General features: G+C 68.1%; 17 protein-coding genes. 7 read left to right on the forward strand and 10 right to left on the reverse strand.

Features of this window, described 5'->3' with window-relative positions:
- Positions 1-47: 47 nt before the first annotated feature.
- The 3 genes from ACFK0J_RS35230 (at position 48) to ACFK0J_RS35240 (ending at position 3704) form a co-directional block, all read left to right on the forward strand.
- Positions 48-917, forward strand: coding sequence for a CPBP family intramembrane glutamic endopeptidase (locus tag ACFK0J_RS35230; RefSeq protein ID WP_378734024.1), 870 nt, complete (start codon positions 48-50; stop codon positions 915-917).
- 104 nt (positions 918-1021) lie between these two features.
- The gene (locus ACFK0J_RS35235) at positions 1022-1228 is read left to right on the forward strand and encodes a heavy-metal-associated domain-containing protein (RefSeq protein ID WP_378734025.1); all 207 of its coding nucleotides are present in this window, start codon (positions 1022-1024) and stop codon (positions 1226-1228) included.
- A gap of 256 nt (positions 1229-1484) precedes the next feature.
- Positions 1485-3704, forward strand: a complete 2220-nt coding sequence (locus ACFK0J_RS35240; protein ID WP_378734026.1) for a heavy metal translocating P-type ATPase — start codon at positions 1485-1487, stop codon at positions 3702-3704.
- Positions 3705-3739: 35 nt separating this feature from the next.
- Here the strand turns inward: ACFK0J_RS35240 and rsmA are convergent, their stop codons facing one another.
- The 4 genes from rsmA to ACFK0J_RS35260 form a co-directional block, all read right to left on the reverse strand.
- On the reverse strand, positions 3740-4621 hold the full coding sequence (gene rsmA / locus ACFK0J_RS35245; RefSeq protein WP_378734028.1) for a 16S rRNA (adenine(1518)-N(6)/adenine(1519)-N(6))-dimethyltransferase RsmA: 882 nt from the start codon (positions 4619-4621) through the stop codon (positions 3740-3742).
- Positions 4622-4786: 165 nt separating this feature from the next.
- A complete protein-coding gene (locus tag ACFK0J_RS35250) occupies positions 4787-5953 on the reverse strand; it encodes an alpha/beta fold hydrolase (protein ID WP_378734029.1) in 1167 nt (388 codons plus the stop codon).
- Between the two features lie 224 nt (positions 5954-6177).
- Complete coding sequence (locus ACFK0J_RS35255; protein WP_378734031.1) at positions 6178-7305, reverse strand: transglycosylase family protein; 1128 nt, start codon at positions 7303-7305, stop codon at positions 6178-6180.
- A gap of 194 nt (positions 7306-7499) precedes the next feature.
- The gene (locus tag ACFK0J_RS35260) at positions 7500-8327 is read right to left on the reverse strand and encodes a TatD family hydrolase (protein WP_378734032.1); all 828 of its coding nucleotides are present in this window, start codon (positions 8325-8327) and stop codon (positions 7500-7502) included.
- A gap of 80 nt (positions 8328-8407) precedes the next feature.
- Between ACFK0J_RS35260 and metG the strand changes: the two genes are divergently transcribed.
- Both metG and ACFK0J_RS35270 read left to right on the forward strand, forming a co-directional pair.
- The gene (gene metG, locus ACFK0J_RS35265; RefSeq protein WP_378734033.1) at positions 8408-10006 is read left to right on the forward strand and encodes a methionine--tRNA ligase; all 1599 of its coding nucleotides are present in this window, start codon (positions 8408-8410) and stop codon (positions 10004-10006) included.
- A gap of 517 nt (positions 10007-10523) precedes the next feature.
- Positions 10524-11192, forward strand: a complete 669-nt coding sequence (locus ACFK0J_RS35270; protein WP_378734034.1) for a TetR/AcrR family transcriptional regulator — start codon at positions 10524-10526, stop codon at positions 11190-11192.
- 30 nt (positions 11193-11222) lie between these two features.
- Here the strand turns inward: ACFK0J_RS35270 and ACFK0J_RS35275 are convergent, their stop codons facing one another.
- Positions 11223-11975 carry an isocitrate lyase/phosphoenolpyruvate mutase family protein gene (locus tag ACFK0J_RS35275; RefSeq protein WP_378734035.1) on the reverse strand — a complete coding sequence of 251 codons (753 nt, stop codon included), beginning with the start codon at positions 11973-11975 and terminating at the stop codon, positions 11223-11225.
- Positions 11976-11997: 22 nt separating this feature from the next.
- On the reverse strand, positions 11998-12858 hold the full coding sequence (gene rsmI, locus ACFK0J_RS35280) for a 16S rRNA (cytidine(1402)-2'-O)-methyltransferase (RefSeq protein WP_378734036.1): 861 nt from the start codon (positions 12856-12858) through the stop codon (positions 11998-12000).
- Positions 12859-13149: 291 nt separating this feature from the next.
- On the opposite strand from rsmI, the gene ACFK0J_RS35285 reads away from it, so the two are divergent.
- Positions 13150-14754, forward strand: coding sequence for a dolichyl-phosphate-mannose--protein mannosyltransferase (locus tag ACFK0J_RS35285; protein WP_378734037.1), 1605 nt, complete (start codon positions 13150-13152; stop codon positions 14752-14754).
- Here ACFK0J_RS35285 and ACFK0J_RS35290 read toward each other — a convergent pair.
- Positions 14751-15110, reverse strand: coding sequence for a GntR family transcriptional regulator (locus ACFK0J_RS35290; RefSeq protein WP_218471666.1), 360 nt, complete (start codon positions 15108-15110; stop codon positions 14751-14753). The genes ACFK0J_RS35285 and ACFK0J_RS35290 overlap by 4 nt on opposite strands.
- Before the next feature lie 7 nt (positions 15111-15117).
- On the reverse strand, positions 15118-16416 hold the full coding sequence (gene arcA, locus ACFK0J_RS35295; RefSeq protein ID WP_378734038.1) for an arginine deiminase: 1299 nt from the start codon (positions 16414-16416) through the stop codon (positions 15118-15120).
- Between the two features lie 175 nt (positions 16417-16591).
- Between arcA and soxR the strand changes: the two genes are divergently transcribed.
- Positions 16592-17077, forward strand: a complete 486-nt coding sequence (gene soxR / locus ACFK0J_RS35300) for a redox-sensitive transcriptional activator SoxR (RefSeq protein WP_218471667.1) — start codon at positions 16592-16594, stop codon at positions 17075-17077.
- On the opposite strand, the gene ACFK0J_RS35305 is transcribed toward soxR, so the two are convergent.
- Together ACFK0J_RS35305 and ACFK0J_RS35310 are read right to left on the reverse strand one after the other, a co-directional pair.
- Positions 17046-17870 (reverse strand): SDR family oxidoreductase, encoded by an 825-nt coding sequence (locus tag ACFK0J_RS35305; RefSeq protein WP_378734039.1) that lies wholly within the window; start codon positions 17868-17870, stop codon positions 17046-17048. The genes soxR and ACFK0J_RS35305 overlap by 32 nt on opposite strands.
- Before the next feature lie 106 nt (positions 17871-17976).
- Positions 17977-19104: a glycosyltransferase gene (locus ACFK0J_RS35310; RefSeq protein ID WP_378743256.1), complete on the reverse strand. Its 1128-nt coding sequence runs from the start codon at positions 19102-19104 to the stop codon at positions 17977-17979.
- Positions 19105-19172: the final 68 nt, after the last annotated feature.

The raw sequence follows: 19172 nt of genomic DNA on the forward strand, positions 1-19172 counted from the left end.
GTGGCACCGCGGTATGAACGACACTGCTCGATCAATGGCACTGCGGTATGGACAACCACAGCGCGACGGCATGCCACTATCGGCCGGTGATAGCTCAGCCGGAAAATCCCGCCACATCAGCCATTGGCACCGCCTCCGATGCGGCCCGGGCCGAGCAGCCGGGCCCGACACCCGCGGCCCCGATCTTCTGGACAATCATCGGGGTCTACCTCCTGGCCACACTGCTCGGCTCGGCGGCAATGCTTGCGGTGCAACCGGTTTCGGGCATCGATCCGGCGGCGCTGTCGCTGGTCCAGTTCGGTCCGGCGCTCGGCGCGCTGGCCACCTGGCTCATCGGCCGCAAGATCGTCGGCCCACTGTTTCCGCCGCCGGTTCCGGTTCGGCGAGTTCGCGAGAACCTCGGCCATATCGTCGCGGCATGCCTGCTACTGGGGTCGCTGGTCGCCGGGGCTACCGCACTGACCGGGCACGATCTGGTCGGCCCCGCAGCGGTCGGCGGGGTGCCGTTCGCGGCGTTCTTCGTGATCCAGCTGATCGGCGCGACCGGCGAGGAGATCGGCTGGCGCGGTTTCCTACAGCCACTGCTGGAAACGCGCGTGCGACGGTTCGTCGCGATCGCGATGACCGGGGCGTCGTGGGCGCTGTGGCATGTGCAGGCGTTCGGTGCGGGCCCAGTGGTCGCGGTGTCGTTCTTCGTCTCGGCGATGGCGTTCGCGGTGCTGCTGGGTGCGCTCGGCAACGGCAGCTTCTGGCAGCGGGTGCTGGTCGCCGCGGTCGGGCACTGGTTGATCAACGTCGGGATCTATTTGACGGCGGGCGACGAGACGCTGGCCCGGCCGCAGGTCGTGTTCGTCGCGCTGGGAGCGGTTTTCGTTGCCGCGGTGACGCTCGCGGTACGAGCGCGGCTCGCCCGATAAACGGCGCACCGAGCACTTGCGCTCCATACCCTGCGGGGGTATGTTCAGTCGTGCCGGGGGTACCCCCGGGTCGTATGATGAGGTAACGAGCGAAGGAGTCGGAGATGCCCAGTTCCACCTACACCGTCACGGGGATGACCTGCGGACATTGCGTGAGCTCCGTCAAGGCGGAGATCGGCAAGATCGACGGTGTCACGAGCGTCGACGTGGATCTCGCCACCGGCGCGGTCAAGGTCGACAGCACCGCGCCGATCGCCGATACCGATATCGCGGCCGCTGTGGACGAGGCAGGCTACGAGGTCGCCGTCTGATGCGGGACCGCCGGATCACCGGACCGGACGGCGCACCAGCCGTCCGGTTCCGGATCCGGCAGCACAAGCTGCCGTTGGACCCCGGGGTCGCGTTCCACGGGCAGCCCCCAAGTGTGGGCGCGGATCGGCTGTATCTAAACTTCTCGCACGGCGGCGCGCTACCCAACGCCGAGTTCACCATGGAAGCAACTATGGTCGAATCATCCACAGGCCCATCCACATCCGGCGGCGCACCGCATCCGGGTGGCGGGCACTGATGTCCGCACCCGCCGACCTGCGCTCGATCGAGCTGACGATCGACGGGATGACCTGCGCGTCCTGTGCCGCGCGGATCGAGAAAAAGCTCAATCGCATCGACGGCGTCACGGCGACCGTCAACTTCGCCACGGAGAAGGCAAAGGTCCGTTATCCACAATCGATTTCGCCGGATTCGCTGGTAGAACAGGTTGTCGACGCGGGGTATGCGGCGCACGTATCCGCCTCGGGCACAACACAAACCGACCAGTACGCGGAGCTGACCGTGCTGCGGCGCAAGCTACTGATCAGCATCGTGCTCGCGGTGCCGGTGCTCGTGCTGGCGATGATTCCGGCGCTGCAATTCCAGAATTGGCAATGGGTTTCGCTGGCGCTCACCACTCCGGTGGTCATCTGGGGTGGGGCCGGTTTCCATCGCGCGGCGTGGGTGAACGCCAGGCACGCCACTGCCACCATGGACACGTTGATTTCGGTCGGCACCCTGGCCGCGTTCGGCTGGTCGGTGTACGCGCTGTTCTTCGGGCACGCCGGAATGGCCGGGATGAAGCACTCGTTCAGTCTGGCGATCCAGCGCTCGGATGCGGCGTCGAGCGTGTATTTCGAGGTGGCCGCCGGGTTGGTCGTCTTTATCTTGGCGGGTCGGTACTTCGAGACACGAGCCAAGGAGCGGGCGGGGTCGGCGCTGCGGGCGCTCCTCGAACTCGGCGCCAAGGATGTGTCGGTGCTGCGCGACGGAACCGAAACCCTGGTTCCGGTAGCGGATTTGCGGGTCGGTGAGTTGTTCCTGGTTCGGCCCGGCGAGAAGGTTGCCACGGATGGTGTTGTGGTCGAAGGTAATTCGGCTCTCGACCAAAGTCTGCTGACCGGCGAGTCACTGCCCGCCGAGGTCGGCCCCGGCGATCCGGTGGTCGGTGCCACCGTGAACGCGGGCGGCCTACTGACCGTGCGCGCCACCAGGGTCGGCGCGGATACCCAGCTGGCGCGGATGGCGGCACTGGTCGAGGACGCGCAGAACGGCAAGGCGCCGGTGCAGCGCCTCGCGGACCGGGTGGCCGGGGTGTTCGTGCCGATCGTCTTCGTCATCGCCACCAGCACCCTCGGCTACTGGCTCGGCACCGGCGCACCAGCGGCCGTCGCCATCGGCACGGCGGTCGCGGTGCTGATCATCGCCTGCCCCTGCGCGTTGGGACTCGCGACGCCGACGGCGCTGCTCGTGGGCACCGGACGCGGCGCGCAGCTCGGCATCCTCATCAAGGGCCCGCAGGTGCTGGAGTCCACTCGGCGCATCGACACCGTGGTGTTGGACAAGACCGGAACGGTGACTTCCGGGCGGATGGCGCTGTCCGACATCGTGCCTACCGAGGGGACCGACGCGGACGAGTTGCTGATGATCGCCGCATCGATCGAGCGCGGTTCCGAGCATCCGATCGCGCGGGCGGTGGTCACGCGCGCGACCGAATGCGGGCTCGTTCTGAAACCGCTTCGACGGTTCGTCAGTCACGGCGGCAAGGGTGTCGAAGGCTTCGTCGAGGAACGCGACGTACTGGTCGGCCGCGCCGAACTGCTTGCCAGTCGGTCGATTTCACTGCCCGACCCACTCGTCGCGGCGCAGAGCGCCGCCGAAGCGGCCGGTGGCACCGTGGTCGCGGTGGCCTGGGACGGCGTGGCGCGCGGCATCCTCGTCGTCGCGGACACGATCAAATCATCCAGCGCTCAGGCGATCACCGAACTCCGCGATCTCGGCCTGACCCCCATTCTGCTCACCGGAGACAACGCCGCCACCGCACGCACCGTCGCCGAACAGGTCGGCATCGACACGGTGATCGCCGAAGTGCTGCCCAGCGGAAAACTCGAGGCGATACGGAACCTGCAACGCGACGGCAAGGTGGTCGCGATGGTCGGCGACGGCGTCAACGACGCCGCCGCCCTGGCTCGCGCCGACCTCGGCATGGCCATGGGCACCGGCACCGACGTCGCCATCGAGGCCGGTGACATCACCCTCGTTCGCGGCGACCCGCGCACCGTCGGTGCCGCCATCCGACTCTCCCGCGCCACCCTGCGCACCATCAAGGGAAACCTGTTCTGGGCCTTCGGCTACAACATCGCCGCCATCCCGCTGGCCGCCGCGGGCCTGCTCAACCCCATGCTCGCCGGCGCGGCCATGGCCCTGTCCAGCATCTTCGTCGTCACCAACAGCCTGCGCCTGCGCTCGTTCCGCTGAACCGACCTGATTTCGGTGGCCGCGAGACCCGGTCGCTAGCCCTGGGCGGCCAGGCGGACGAAGGCGGCGGTGTCGAGGGTTTCGCCGCGGGCGGTCGGGGCGATGTCGGCGGCGAGGAGGCGGCGTTCGGCTTCGGCGGGTGAGCCTGCCCAGCCCGCCAGGGCGGCGCGGAGGGTTTTGCGGCGTTGGGCGAAGGCGGCGTCGACGACCTCGAAGACGCGGCGGCGGTGGTCGGTGTCCATCGGCCAGGGCGGTTCGGGGTAGCGGTCGACGCGGACCAGGCCGGAGTCCACCCGCGGGACCGGCCAGAAGACCTGGGTGCCGACGGCGCCGGCGCGGCGGACGGTGCCGAAGAATCCGGCTTTCACGCTGGGCACGCCGTAGGTGCGACTGCCGGGGGCAGCCGCGAGCCGATCGGCCACCTCCGCCTGCACCATCACCAAAGAGACAGTAATGCTGGGCAATTCGGCGAGCAGGTGCAGCAGCACCGGCACCGCCACGTTGTACGGCAGGTTCGCCACCAACGCGGTCGGCCGCACGGGTAGGTCCGCGGCGGCGACGCGCAACGCGTCCGCCTCGACCACCGTCAACCGGTCGGCCAGCTCCGGCGCCCGGTCCGCGACGGTTATCGGCAGATGCCGCGCGAGCACCGGATCGATCTCGACGGCGACCACCGAATCCACCACGTCGAGCAACGCCAGCGTCAACGAACCGAGGCCCGGCCCGACCTCCAGCACCACATCGTCGCGCCCCACCCCCGCCGCCGCGACAATCCGCCGCACCGTGTTCCCGTCGTGCACAAAGTTCTGCCCGAGCTGCTTGGTCGGCCGCACCCCCAGCCGCTCCGCCAACACCCGCACTTCGGCGGGCCCCAGCAACGCGGCACTTCCACGAGCGGCAACTTCAGGTTCGGACACCTCAAGAACCTATCAACCCCAGGCACCGACCCACGCCACCTCTCCCGTCACCATCGCGTTCCTCCGCCGCCGCACAGGTCCTCGCCCGCTGCGCGCGAACCAGTCAGCAATTGCAGGCGCGGCACGCTGAACGATGCGCGGCGCGAAGACGGACCGGCGGGCGACCTACTGCTGCGGTGGGGTTGCTTTGATGCGGTTCAGAAAGGCGTCGATGGCGTCGTGCATGGCGGGGTTGAGTTGGGTGTGCCTGCCCGTGCCGGTGACGGTGTGGAAGTCGACGGCGTTGGCGGCCAGTTGGGTGGCGAGGGCAGCGTGTAGCGGGGACGGGACGACAGTGTCGGTGATGTTGAGCAGCAAGAGGATCGGGGCGTTGTAGCCGGAAGTGGGGACGGTGAGGTAGGCGTCGAGGGCGGAACGGATGGGCTCGTCGGCGAGGGGTTTCGCGACCAGGTCGCTGACGCCGAGGCCTTTTACGCGATCGGTGATGCCGTCCAGGCACAGCGTGCCGATGCTGTCCAGGACCGCGCGGCCTTGCGGGGTGAGGTAATCGTCGACGTGCACGTCGGGGCGGGCCGCGCGCAGGCCCGCCAGGATGCTGACGAAGAAGCTCATCGCACCGTCACCAGCACGGACGACGGGGATGTTCGGCCCGGCCAGCGGCAGGACCTTCTCCACATCGGATTCGGGATCGATCGCGATGGTGCCGCGGAAATCGAGCTCGGGCGCGTAGGTGGCCTGGAGATGGCCGGTGCCGAGGGCCGCCTGACCACCCTGCGACACACCGAGCACCGCCCAGGTGCGCGACAGCTCGGGATGACTGGCGCGGGCCGCACGCAGCAGATCAATGGTGGCTGTGGCCTCGGTGGCGATCTCCAGATACGGGTGCGGGCCGGTGTCGAAGCGGCCGAGTCCGAGGTAGTCGGGCGCGACCACGGCGAAGCCCTGTCCGACCAGGCGCTGGATCAGCTGCGATTCTTTCGTCCGAATCTGCTGGTACGGATGACCTTCCGGATCGGACTGCCCGCCGCAGCCCGCGCCGAGTCCGCTGGTGCCGTGGTCGTAGGCGATGACCGGCCAGCCGGCTGCGGGCGGCGGGCCCGGCGGGACGAACAGTGCGCCGCTGGCCTGCCGTGGCGTGCCGTCCGAGCCGCGCATCCAGTACTCGACCACCGAACCGCCCGATGTTCCGTGCCAACCGTCCGCCTGCGCGGCAACCGAGATCACCGACCCCGGCACCACCGCCTGCGCGGGAGCAACGTTCACGCACAACGCGGCACCGGCCGACACCGTGGCCACCGCCACTGCCCGCTGGCACACCTGGACAACTCGCACCGAACACCTCACAGACCCGACCCGCACCGTCCCAAACCTGGACGAGTGTACAGATCAGCGTGATGCTGCCCGGCCCTCATGACGAGTCAGCGAATCAGAGGCAACACCCGGGAATCTCGCGGAACAACCCATCCTGCACGTCGCACGTCCTGATTCCCGCATACGGAATCTAATGCGAATCCGTATGCGGGAACTCAGAACTGTGCGGCTGGACGTCGTCGCGCTCAGCTGAGACCGAGTCGGCTGGTGCACGCGGGCCAGGCGCCCCAGCCCTGCCGAGCGCGGGTGACCTCGGCGATGGCGATCTGCTCTTCGCGGGTTGCCAGGTCGGCGCGGGGCGCGTACTTCAGTCCGCCCTGACGTTCCCAGGTGCTCTGGTCGAACTGGATGCCGCCGTAATAACCGTTGCCGTTGTTGATGCTCCAGTTGCCGGTGGATTCGCAGCGGGCCAGCGCGTCCCAGATCGCGCCGTCACGCACCGGCGGCACCTCGGTGCCCGGCTTGGCGCCCTTGCGAATGGTCTTCGGCTGCGCGGTCACCGTGACCGTCGAACTGACCGGCTTTCGCTCTACTTCCTGGCCGTTGACCATGGTGACCGCGAAGGTGACGTCCTGGACGCCCGGCGCACCGGGGGTCTCCACCACCGAGCGGCTCATGTTCATGGTGGGGTCTTCGATCACGTTCTCCGGCGGATCGAGCGGCAGCGTCTCCGTCCGGGTCTCCGTCCGCTTGCGCGTCACCGTGATCCGCACGCCGTCGGTCAGCGGGGTGGACGCCGGGGGTTCCACGGTGTCCTGCTCGATCAGCGGGATGCCCGCCACCGCAAGGAATTCGCCGACCGTCGGCGCGGCGAGCCGGACGTCGACCGGTGCGCCGATGCCGTCGAGCAGCGAAACCGATCGCGGCGTCGCCACCTTCAGCGCGGCACCTTCCAGCGGCAGCTTCGCTGTGCGCGCGGGCGATACGTAGACCTCGCTGGGCATGCTCAGCTGCTCGAGCGCCTCACCCGCGGTCAGCCCGGTGGTCCACACCTTCCGCACCTGGCCGTCGACCATCAGCTCGACCTCACGCGCCCGGTTGAGCGTGATGGTCGCACCGTCACCGATCCGCGCCGCGAGGGCGGGGGCCACCTTGTCACGCTCGGTCACGGCGAACCCGGCGGCCCGCAGCACACCGCGGACATTGAGCGACATCGTGGTCTCGACCCGCTTTTCGCCGTCCACGACGACCGTCACCGTCTTGCGGTTCACGATCGCCAGGCCGGCGCCGACGATCAGTGTCATCAGCAGCGCACCGACCGCCACGTACAGCAGCGGGGAGCGAGACTGGTTGATCCTCGTAAATGGGGACATGGTCACAGTACGATAACGAGGGGGTTGAGGGTCGACAAGCTTCACCAGCTTCAGCTGGGGCTATCAATATCACGAACAGATATCGACGCCGCAGGTTAATGCCGAAATGTGACCATCATAGTGATGTAGGACACACTGGGCATATCCAGCCCCCCTTACGGGTACGCCAAGTGCCGGAAAATAGCGGGCGACGCTCAGATGCCGTACACCCGGCGCGCGTTGGCCGTGGTGATCTTCGCCAATTCGGCGGGGTCCTGTTCGCGCAGTTCCGCCAGCGCGCGCACGGTGTACGGCAGGCAATACGGTTCGTTGGGAGCACCACGGAATGGATGCGGGGTCAAATACGGCGCGTCCGTTTCGACCAGAATCAGCTCGTCGGGCACTACCTTGGCGGCTTCGCGCAACTCATGGGCATTCTTGAAACTCACCGTGCCGGAGAAACTCAACACGTAACCCTCTGCCACGCAGGCCAACGCCATATGGGTGTCCGATGAGAAGCAATGGAAAATAACGGTCGACGGCGCACCCTCGTCCAGCAGCACCGTCAGCAAATCGTGGTCGGCCTCGCGATTGTGGATCATCAGCGGTTTGCCCAGCCGCTTCGCCAGGTCGATATGCCAGCGAAAACCCTCGATCTGCGTCTCGATATCGGCGCAACCGTCGAGCTTGCCCGGCCAGTAGTAGTCGAGTCCGGTCTCGCCGATCGCGACCACCCGAGGGTCGGCGGCGAGACGTTCGAGTTCGGCCTTCGCGGCCTCGTCCAGCGCGTTGGCTCGCGTCGGGTGCAGCGCGACGGCGGCGTACACGCGCGAGTCCCAATGCGCGGCCCGCACCGCCCATTGCGCCGCCGCGAGATCGTCGGCGACGGTGACCACCTGACCGACACCGACCGAGGCGGCGCGATCCATGATCACCGCCGTCGACGCCGCGTCCGTCGCGCCGCAAGCATCGAGGTGGGTGTGCGCATCGACAATCGGTGCCAGCGGTTCCGGCAAGTCCGGCGCCGGGCGCCGCCCGCTCATCGAAAACCGCCGGACACAGCGGTATCGGCACCGGCGGGCAGGGCCGCGGCGCCCCGGGAAACGGCACGGCGGATATTCGCGTGAGCGTTGGAAACCACGCGCATTACAGTAGACACACCATGACCGCAGCTGACCGCCCCGCCTTCTATATCACTACGGCCATCGCTTACCCGAACGGTGCGCCGCACATCGGGCATGCGTACGAGTACATCTCGGCCGACGCCATCGCCCGGTTCAAGCGGCTCGACGGGTACGACGTCTTCTTCCTGACCGGCACCGACGAGCACGGTCAGAAGATGCAGCAGACGGCCGTCGCCGAGGGCATCCCGGTGCAGGAGTTCGCGGCGCGCAACTCCGACGTGTTCGAGGCACTGGACAAGACTCTCGACATCTCCTTCGACCGGTTCATCCGCACCACCGACGAGGATCACCAGGCGGCCTCAGTCGAGATCTGGCAGCGGATGCTCGCCAACGGCGATATCTACCTGGGCAACTACTCGGGCTGGTACTCGGTGCGCGACGAGGCGTTCTACACCGAGGAAGAGACCACGCTGCTCGACGACGGCACCCGGATCTCCACCGAGACGAAGACGCCGGTCACCTGGACCGAGGAGTCGAACTACTTCTTCCGGCTCTCCGCCTACCAGGACAAGCTGCTCGCGCTGTACGAAGAGCATCCCGAATTCATCGCGCCCGCAACGCGTCGCAATGAGATCGTCAGCTACGTCAAGGCGGGGCTGAAGGATCTGTCCATCTCGCGCACCACCTTCGACTGGGGTGTGCCGGTGCCCGGCCATCCCGATCACGTGATGTACGTGTGGGTGGACGCGCTCACCAACTACATCACCGGCGTCGGCTTCCCGGACACCGAATCCTCGGCGTTCCAGCGGTTCTGGCCCGCCGACGTGCACATCATCGGCAAGGACATCACCCGGTTCCACACCGTGTACTGGCCCGCTTTCCTGCTGTCGGCCGGCGTCGAGCTGCCGAAACGCGTGTTCGTGCACGGGTTTCTGTACAACAGGGGCGAAAAGATGTCCAAGTCGGTCGGCAATGTGGTCGACCCACTGGAGCTGGTCGACACCTACGGCCTGGACGCGGTGCGCTTCTTCTTGCTGCGCGAGATCTCCTACGGCCAGGACGGCAGCTACAGCCACGACGCGATCGTCGGCCGGATCAATACCGACCTGGCCAACGAGTTCGGCAACCTGGTGCAGCGCAGCACCAAGCTGGTCGCGCGGGACTGCGGCGGGGTGGTGCCGACACCGGGTGAATTCACCGAGGACGACCGCGCGCTGCTGGACCTCGCGAACGGCCTGCTCGATCGTTGCCGTGCCGAATACGACGCGCAGCAAATGCATCTCGCGCTCGAAGCGATCTGGCTGACCCTCGGCGAGACGAACCGGTACTTCTCCGCGCAGGCGCCGTGGGCGCTGGCCAAGTCCGGCACGCCGGCGGATCTGGCCCGCGAGGCAACGGTGCTGTACGTGGCGCTCGAGGTGTTGCGCATCGTCGCGATCCTGGTGCAGCCGGTGATGCCGGGTTCGGCGAGCAAGATCCTCGATCAGCTCGGCCAGCAGAATCGCACCTTCGCCGATATCGCGACGCCGATCGTACCGGGCGTCGCGCTGCCCGCGCCCGAACCGGTGTACCCCAAGTACATCGAGCCGAAGGACTGACGTACTGGTCCGCGGCGGTGCCGGATCAGGCTGACCGGCGCCGCCGAATCAGGCTGCACCGGTGCCGAACCGGCTGCACCGGTGCCGAACCGGGCTGCGCTTGAACCGAGCTACGCCACTACCGAATCACGCTGCGCCCGTGCCGCGTTGACGGCGGCGGCGCACCAGACTGCTGCGGGCCCGGACGCACTGTCTAGTTGTCGCGTAGGCGGGGCGCGGCGCCGTTCGCCCGAGTCGCGGACGGTGCCGCTCGTCGGGACGGGCGCTGCCGGTCGAAACGAAGCGCGCCAGTAGCGAACGCACCTCTCTTACCGCCTGCCGCAGCAGCTCTCGGATACCCCGCCCGTCGATCAACCCCGTGTACCGCCACGTACTCAACACCTTCCAGAAGGTACATCGCGCAGTCGGGTCACGGACCGAAACGGCCATCGTTGCCCACCGCCGCGTAATCCCCTGGCACACAGCAGGATAATGCAGGGTTACGCATGCTCGTGAACGCTGACCAGGGAGGGCACTCATGCGCGGAGAGCAGACGCCAGGACCGACACCGATACCGCGGACCAGTTTCGCCGACCGGCATCGGGCGGCGCGCGACGCCGTTCTCGTCTCGCAACGGGGACGACTCATCGAAGCGATGGTCGAATGTGTCGACAGCAGGGGATATCCCGGCACGACGCTCACCGATATCGTTGCCCGAGCGCGGGTCTCGCGCAGCACCTTCTACGAACACTTCGCCAACAAGGAGGAGTGCTTCATCGAGGCGGTGCACACCGGTGTCGACATCGTGGCCGCCCGGATCGTCGACGAACTCGCACAGCTCGCGCCGGACGCCGACGTGCACGCCAAGATCGAGTCGATCGTCCTCACGTTCTGCGAAACAGTCGCTACCGAACCGGATTTCGCCCGACTGGTACTCGTCGAATCCTTCAAGGTGAATCAGGCCGCCGTCGACTACCGCGATCTGGCCGTCGACCGCTTCGCGGAGCTGTACCGCATCTTCTACAACCAAGCGCGCCAGGCGAATCCGGCACTACCGAAGGTGTCGGACGAGTTGATCGCCCTGCTCCCCGATGCCATCGGCGAGCGAACCCGCCGAGTCATCGTCTCCGACGGCCCCGAACAGGTCCCCGCCTTGGCTCCCCTGTTCATCCACTTCGTCACCACCACCCTCGGCCTCGCCGCCTGAGCTCGGCAACGAGGGGCACCGGGCGGCGCGCTACTTCCAGCGGGCGAGGAGGCGATCGATTTCGGCGGTGAGGGCGCGCTGCAGGTAGGGACCGAAGCTGATGCGGGCTACCCCCTGATCGGCGAGCACGGCCTTGTCGGACTTGTCGGGGAGGCCGACCATGCTGATCGGTAGCGGCAGTTCGGCGGTGAGGCGGCGCACGTCGGCATCGCCCTGCGCACCCGCGGGGAACAGCACGTCGGCGCCCGCCGCGGCGGCCAGGCGCAGCCGCTCGATGGCGCGGTCGACCCGGTCGGCGTCGTCGCCGTCCTTGCGCAGGAACAGATCGGTCCTGGCGTTGACCACTACGTGCACACCGGTCGCATCGGCGAATTCGCGCAGGCCGTGCACGAAATCGGCGTGTTCCCGCGGGGCACGCAAGCGGTCGTTCTCGCTGTGCACCGTGTCCTCGATGTTGAGACCGACAGCGCCCGCGTCCAGCAACCCCTCGATCAGTTGGGCAGGCTCCAGACCGTAACCCGACTCGATATCGACCGATACCGGCACCTCGACGGCCGCGGTGATCTGGCGCACCCTGGTGAGCGACTCGGCAAAGGTCATCCCTTCGCCGTCGGTACGGCCGATCGAATCCGCGACCGGATGACTGCCCACGGTGAGCGCCGAAAACCCCGCCGCCACCGCGACATTCGCCGACCACGCATCCCACACCGTCGGCAGCACGGCGGGATCGCCGGGGCGATGCAACGCGAGGAATGCCTTTGCCTTGCTTTCGAGAGAAGTCATAGGACGATCATGCCTGGTTCGATCAGTCCTCGCCGCTGCGGCGAGCAGTCAGCACGGCGTCGTAGAGCTCGTTGCGTGAAGCGCCGTTGGCGGTGGCGATCTGCGCGCAGGCGTCCTTGAGCCGGATGCCTGCGGCGGTCAGCGCTTCGACCTCGTCGACCAGGTCGGCGGGATCGGCGGATTTCGGTTGCGCGCCCGCGAGGACGACGGTGATCTCGCCACGGGCGCCGTCCACCGCCCACGCGGCGACCTCGGCGAGGGTGCCGCGGATGACTTCCTCATAGGTTTTGGTCAGTTCGCGGCAGACCGCGGCGCGGCGGTCGGGCCCGAGCACCTCGACGGCGTCGGCCAGGCAGTCGGCCAGGCGGTGCGGCGCCTCGAAGAAGACGCAGGCGCGCGGCTCGGTGGCCAAGGTGCGCAACCACTCTCGCCGCTGACCACCCTTGCGCGGCGCGAAGCCGTCGAAGCAGAACCGTTCCACCGGAAGGGCGGACAGCGCGAGCGCCGTGGTGACGGCCGACGGCCCCGGTAGGCAGGTCACCGGCAGATCCCGCTCCGCACAGGCCGCGACCAGCCGGTAGCCGGGGTCGCTGACCGAGGGCATGCCCGCGTCGGTCACCAGCAGCACCGTGCGGCCTGCCTCGATATCGCCGAGCAGCGCCGGAATCCGCGCGATCTCCACGTGGTCGTAGAAGCTCACCACCCGTCCGGTGATCTCCACGCCCAGTGCCTTGGCGAGCGACTTGGTGCGCCGCGTATCTTCCGCCGCGATGATGTCGGCCGACCCGAGCGCATCCCGCAGCCGCTGCGACGCGTCACCGATGTCGCCCATCGGCGTCGCCGCAAGCACCAGCCTGCCCGGCCCTGTCGCCTCGTCCGCCACCGCACTCCCGTCTCGACCATGCCCGGCAACCACCGAACCTTCGCAGCCTATCGAGCCCCGCCGCCCGCACCCTCGGCCGCGGCCCCAACCCGCGCACACACCTCGGTCACGCGGCCGAAGTCGTCGGGCGGCTATCCGACATGTGCGCGGCGGTACCGCTCTGACGGCAATGGGTCGGTGGGTCGATATGTGATCGTGATAACGCGGGAGTCTGCGGCGTGGTATGTGATTCAGGCGGTGTCGCGTTCACCGATGCGGGGCCGGACGGCGCGCACAGCATACGATCGGGGCGTGACACAGGTGACCGACCAGCGCGTGACCCCTCCGTTCGGGGCCGTGCCCTCCAGGTCGAGCCCCGCGCCGCTGCGCCCCGCACCCGATTTCGGGCCGACCGACACCCTACGTGGCTGGCTGGTCACCGCGTTCCTCACCGCGATCGCGGCGGTCACCCGGTTCACCATGCTCAACTATCCGACGGTCGGCGGCACTCCAGTCTTCGACGAGAAGCACTACGGACCGCACGCCTGGCAGATGCTGCACAACGGCGGCTTGGAGGACAACCCCGGTTACGGGGTGGTGGTGCACCCGCCGGTCGGCAAGCAGCTCATCGCGATCGGCGAGGCGATGTTCGGCTACACCGGCTGGGGCTGGCGGTTCGCCTCCGCGGTGGCCGGGACGGTGCTGGTGCTGCTGGTGATCCGCATCGTGCGGCGGATGGCGCGCTCGACTTTGATCGGGGCGATCGCGGGCATCCTGCTGATCGCCGACGGACTCACCTTCGTCTCGTCGCGGATGAGCATGCTCGACATCTTCGTCGCGCTGTTCGTCACCGCGGCGTTCGGCTGTCTGATCGTCGACCGCGACGAGGTGCGGGCCCGGATGGCGCGGGTCGATGCCGAAGGCCGGATCGAGATGACCCCTTGGGGTCCACGACTAGGGGTCCGCTGGTGGCGTTTCGGCGCCGGGGTGCTGCTCGGATCGGCCTGCGGGACCAAGTGGTCCGGCGTCTATTTCATTGTCGCGTTCGGCATTCTCAGCGTGTGCTTCGATGTGGCGGCGCGGCGTGCGTACGGCGTCCGTAGGCCGTGGTTCGGCACCGCGATCCGGGATGTCGGGCCCGCCCTGTACGCACTGGTGCTGGTGCCGCTCGGGGTGTATCTCGCCAGCTATTGGGCCTGGTTCAGCAGCGAGACCGGCGTCTATCGGTACGCGGTCGGCAATCAGATAGGCACCGGTGGGCCCTTCGGATGGGTCCCCGCGCCCTTGCGCTCGCTGTGGTACTACAGCGGCGAGACGCTCAAATTCCATGAGGGCCTGACCAATTCGGCGGGCAATCACCATCCGTGGGAATCCAAACCGTGGACCTGGCCGATGGGTTTGCGGCCGATGCTCTACCACTACGTCGACACCGGGGTCACCGGGTGCGGGCAGAACCAGTGCGTCAAGGCCGTCATGTTGATCGGCACTCCGGCGATCTGGTGGCTTGCCCTTCCGGTGATCGCCTGGATGCTGTGGCGCAGCGTGGTTCGCCGCGACTGGCGCTACGCCTCGGTGCTCGTCGGCTACGGCGCGGCGCTGCTGCCCTGGTTCCTGACCCTGGACCGGCAGATGTACTACTTCTACGCGGTGGCCCTCGCGCCGTTCCTGGTGATGGGAATGGCCTTGGTGCTCGGCGATATTCTCGGCCCGTCCCGGCGAATACCGGTGCCGCGCAGTCCCGTCGGAACCTACCTACCGGTCGCGCCCGACGAACGACACGCGCTCGGCCTGCTCGCGGTATGCCTCTACCTCGGTGTGGTGATCGCCAACTTCATCTGGCTCTGGCCGATCCTCACCGCACTACCGATCACCCCGGGTAACTGGCACGACCACCTCTGGCTGCCCAGCTGGCGCTAACCCTCCAGTGCCGCCTTGACGTAACGCAGCGCGGCCGCGTCGTCGAGGCCGAGACGGCGGACGGTGGCGACATAGGCGGTGGCGGCGCGGCCCGCGACATCGCGGGTCGGATCGCCGGACGAGGCGATGAAAGAGCCCTGCCTGCCCCGGGTTTCGACCACGCCGTCGGCCTCCAGCTCGCGGTAGGCGCGGGCCACCGTATTGGGGGCGAGGCCGAGTTGGGCCGCCAAGGCGCGGACGGTGGGAATCTTCGTGCCCGCGGTCAGCTCGCCGGAGCGCACCTTGGCGATGATCCCCATGCGTAACTGCTCGTAGGGCGGCACGGTCGACTCGTGCGACACGCTGATATTGAACATTTTGGTCTCACAAGTCATCCCGAGAGAGCGGACAGGACAGGCAGCGGGGTCCGCCTCTACCGGAACCCAATTCGGAGCCCGGGATGCGCAGCACCTCGATACCCGCGTCCTCCAGGCGTGCGTTGGTCATCTCGTTGCGTTCGTAGGCGGCCACCACGCCCGGCGCCAGCGCGAGGGTGTTGTTGCCGTCGTCCCACTGTTCGCGTTCGGCGGTGACGCCGTCCAGCCCGGTGTCGATGACCCTGAGCTTGTCGATACCCATGGCCTTGGCCGCGGCGACCAGGAACGGATCGGGCCCGCTCATCGCCACCCGGCCGTCGCCGTTGCGGCCGCCGTAGTCGTCCTCGCGTTGAATAGTGAACGCGCACAACGAGTCACGCACCGCGGGATACATCACCAGCGCATCCGCGTCCACCATGGTGCAGACGGTGTCCAGGTGCATCGTGGCCCGATTCTGCGCGATCGGGACGACCAGCACAGTGTGCGCGAGATCGTCGTCGAACAGGCTGCGCGCCAACGCTTCCGCACCGGCTGGCGAGGTGCGTTCGCCGACGCCCACCGCGACGACACCGGGCGCCAGCAGCAGCACGTCGCCACCCTCGATGGGCGCGGTGTGCGATTCGTAGGCCCGGCGCACACCGAGGAACCGGGGATGGAAGGCGTAGATCAGATCGGTGAGCGAGGTCTCCCGGATCCGGGCGGGCAGCGCCAGCGAGGTGATCGCCACCCGCGGACCGACCCAGAACGAGGAGTCCCTGGTGAACAGCAGATTGGGCAGCGGATCGATGACGAAGTCGGCACCGTGATGCATCCGCCGCACCAGCGAGGTGGCGTCGGGCCCGAACGGCAGTTCGTCGAACGTCATCCCGGCCATCAGGATGTTGGCCAGGTCCCTGGCCCGCACGCCGCGCAGGAAGGCGGCCAGCTGGTCGGCCAGCGAGTGGCCGAGCCGGCGCGCGTCCACGGCGGCGGAGATCCCCTGAATGCGGGCGGCGCCGCTGACCGCGAGGGTCTCGGCGAGCAGGTCGGCCAGCAGCAGCACCTCGACGCCACGGGCGCGCAGCACGCCGGTGAACGCGTCGTGCTCCTGTTGCGCCCGCTCCACCCAGGGGATGCCGTCGAACAGCAACTGGTCGTTGTTGCGTGGGGTGAGCCTGCGCAGTTCGTCGCCGGGCCGGTGCAGTAGCACCGTGCGCAGCGTGCCGACCTCCGAGGTCACTCGCAACCGGGTATCCGGACTGGCCGGGTCCAGCCCGTCCGCGTCCGAGTCCTCTCCGTGCCGCGCGGGCACAGCGTCTGCTCCCATGCTCAGACCGTAGTTCGCCGCGGCCACAAGAGCACGTAATTCATGGCCTTCGATGCGTTCTTGCCGCGCAACAGCCCCACGCGGCCCGGTTTCGCGGGCCGACGTGCCGTTGCGGCGATTCCTCCCCCAGCTCACCCTAACCTCAAGTATTGTTGAGGGGAATGGAGGAGCGTGCATGTCGACAGCCGATTGGCGAGCAAAGGAGCTGACCCCCGGTCAGCTTTCCGAGCGTAGCGGAGTAGCAGTTTCCGCGTTGCACTTCTACGAACGCGAAGGACTCATCACCAGCCGCCGTACCAGCGGGAATCAGCGCAGATACGCGCGAGAGACACTGCGGCGGGTCGCCTTCATCCGCATTTCCCAGCGGGTCGGCATCCCGCTCAGCGAGATTCGCGCCGCACTCGATCAGCTGCCGGAAGGCCGCAATCCCACGCGGCGCGATTGGGAGACCCTGTCCACCACCTGGCGCGCGGATCTCGACGACCGCATCACCCAGCTGATTCGGTTGCGCGACAACCTCACCGGCTGCATCGGCTGTGGCTGCCTGTCGCTCGGCAGCTGCAAGCTGGTCAACGAGCACGACCGGCTCGGCACCGAAGGGCCCGGCGCGCGCGTGCTCGACGTGCAGCTCAACTGTGCTGCGCGGCCAGCAACCTGCTGAATCGGGCGCTGGCACGGCGCATCACGATCTCGTAGGGCAGCGCGAACTTCCGGGCCCACCAGTAGCCGAATCGGATGTCGAACGACGTGTAGATCAGGAACCGGTTGCGTTCGATGCCGCGCAGGATCGCCGCCGCCACATGCTCCGGCGACACCGCGTGCTTGGTGAACGACTCGGTCAGCCTGCGGATCTTCGGGGACTCCCGGTCGACGCCGACCAGTTCGACGCTGTGCACCAGCGGCGTGTCCACCGCACCCGGCACCACCAGGTGCACCGAGATGCCGTGCTGATCGAGATCGAACCGCAGCACCTCGGAGACGCCGCGGATGCCGTATTTGCTCGCGCTGTAGGCCGCGTGCCAGGGCAGCGCGAGCAACCCGGCCGCCGAGGAGACGTTGACCAGTGACCCGCCGCGACCCGCCCGCACCATGGGCGGCACGAAGTTCTCGATCACGTGGATCGGGCCCATCAGGTTGACGTCGACCATCCGCCGCCAATGCTTGTGCTCCAGGTTCTCCACCGTGCCCCAGGCCGAGGTGCCCGCGATGTTCATCACCACGTCCAGGCTGCCGTGCTCGGCGTGCACCTCCGTGGCGAAGGCGGTGACGGCGTCGTAGTCGGTGATGTCGAAGGCCGCCGCGGCCAGCACGACACCCCCGTCCCGCCGGATGCCCGCCACCGTCTCGTCCAGCCCGGCGGCATCGATATCGGTAAGGACCAGTTTCGCTCCCGCCGCACCGGCGGCCTGCGCGGTGGCCCGGCCTATACCGCTGGCGGCACCCGTGATCAGCACCTTCGCGTCCCGCACGGTCCTGCGGCCCGGTCGCCCACTACCTCGCACTGCGTATCCCCATCTCGAATTGCTCGAATCGGCTCACCGCAGGGTACTTGGACGACGCTCAGCGGCCCAGCACTGCGAGCATTCCGGCCACCGCCCGCGGCCAGGTGTACTGCTCGGCGCGGGTGCGGGCGGCTCGCCTGCGACCGGCCGTCGGCAGCGCGAGCACGTCGGTGACCGCCTGCGCGAACGCGGATCCTCGGTCGTCGGCGACCGCGCCACACTCGGCGGTCACGATGTCGGCCAGCGCCGAGGACCGGCTCGCCACCACCGGCGTGCCCGCCGCCAGCGCCTCCAGCGCGGCGAGACCGAAGGTCTCGTGCGGGCCCGGGGCCAGCGAAACATCCGCGGTGGCAAGGAGTTTCGCCACCATCGTGCGTTCGGAGATGAAACCGGTGAAGTGCACGGCAGCCAGTCCGCCGGTCAGCGGGGGCAATGCCTTCGCTCGGCGCTCCAGCGCGTCGCGCCGCGGCCCGTCACCGGCGACGACCAGCCGGACCTCGGTGCCGGTCGCGCGTAGCGCCGCGACCGCCTCGATGCTGCGCTCCACCCGCTTCTCCACCGACAACCTGCCGCAGTGCACCAGCAGCGGATGTCCCGGCGCACCGAGATCGGCGCGCAGTCGGCCGTCGTGCCTGCGCGGGCTGAACAGCTCCAGGTCCACCCCGAGCGGCACCAGCTCGACGTTCGGGGCACCGATGCGCAGGAACTCTTCGCGGGCGAAGGGGGTGGTGCAGACGACGATGTCGTAGTCGGCGGCGGTGCGGCCGTTGGCCACGTCGGCGCAGCGGCGGGCGGCCTGGCGTGGCATGAACTGACCGAGCAGGCGGTCCAGCCGTTCGTGCGAGATCATCACGCCCGCCACGTCGCGCCGCCGGGCCCAGCGGCCGAATCCGCGCAGGGTCAGGCGGTCGGATACCTCGAGCACATCAGGACGCAGCCCGGTCAGCACGTCGGCGACCCGCCGAGGGTCGGCCGCGCGGTAGCCACCGGTCCACGGAATAGCCAAGGCGGGCAAGGTTATTCGCATGACACCGGTCGGCAGCAATTCCTCGGATCGACGCGCGCCCGGCACGATGAGCAACACCTCGTGCCCGGCCGCCACATAGCCCTCGCCGAGATGATGCAAGGCTGTGCGCAACCCACCCGAGCGCGGGCCGTAGAAGTTCGCAAGCTGAACTATGCGCACCTCGCCGATGGTGCAGCCCATCGGGTTATCTTCGGGACCGATGCGCCGAACGCGGCATGAACAGCCGT

This window comes from Nocardia brasiliensis (assembly GCF_042691675.1).
Taxonomy (GTDB): Bacteria; Actinomycetota; Actinomycetes; order Mycobacteriales; family Mycobacteriaceae; genus Nocardia; species Nocardia brasiliensis_D.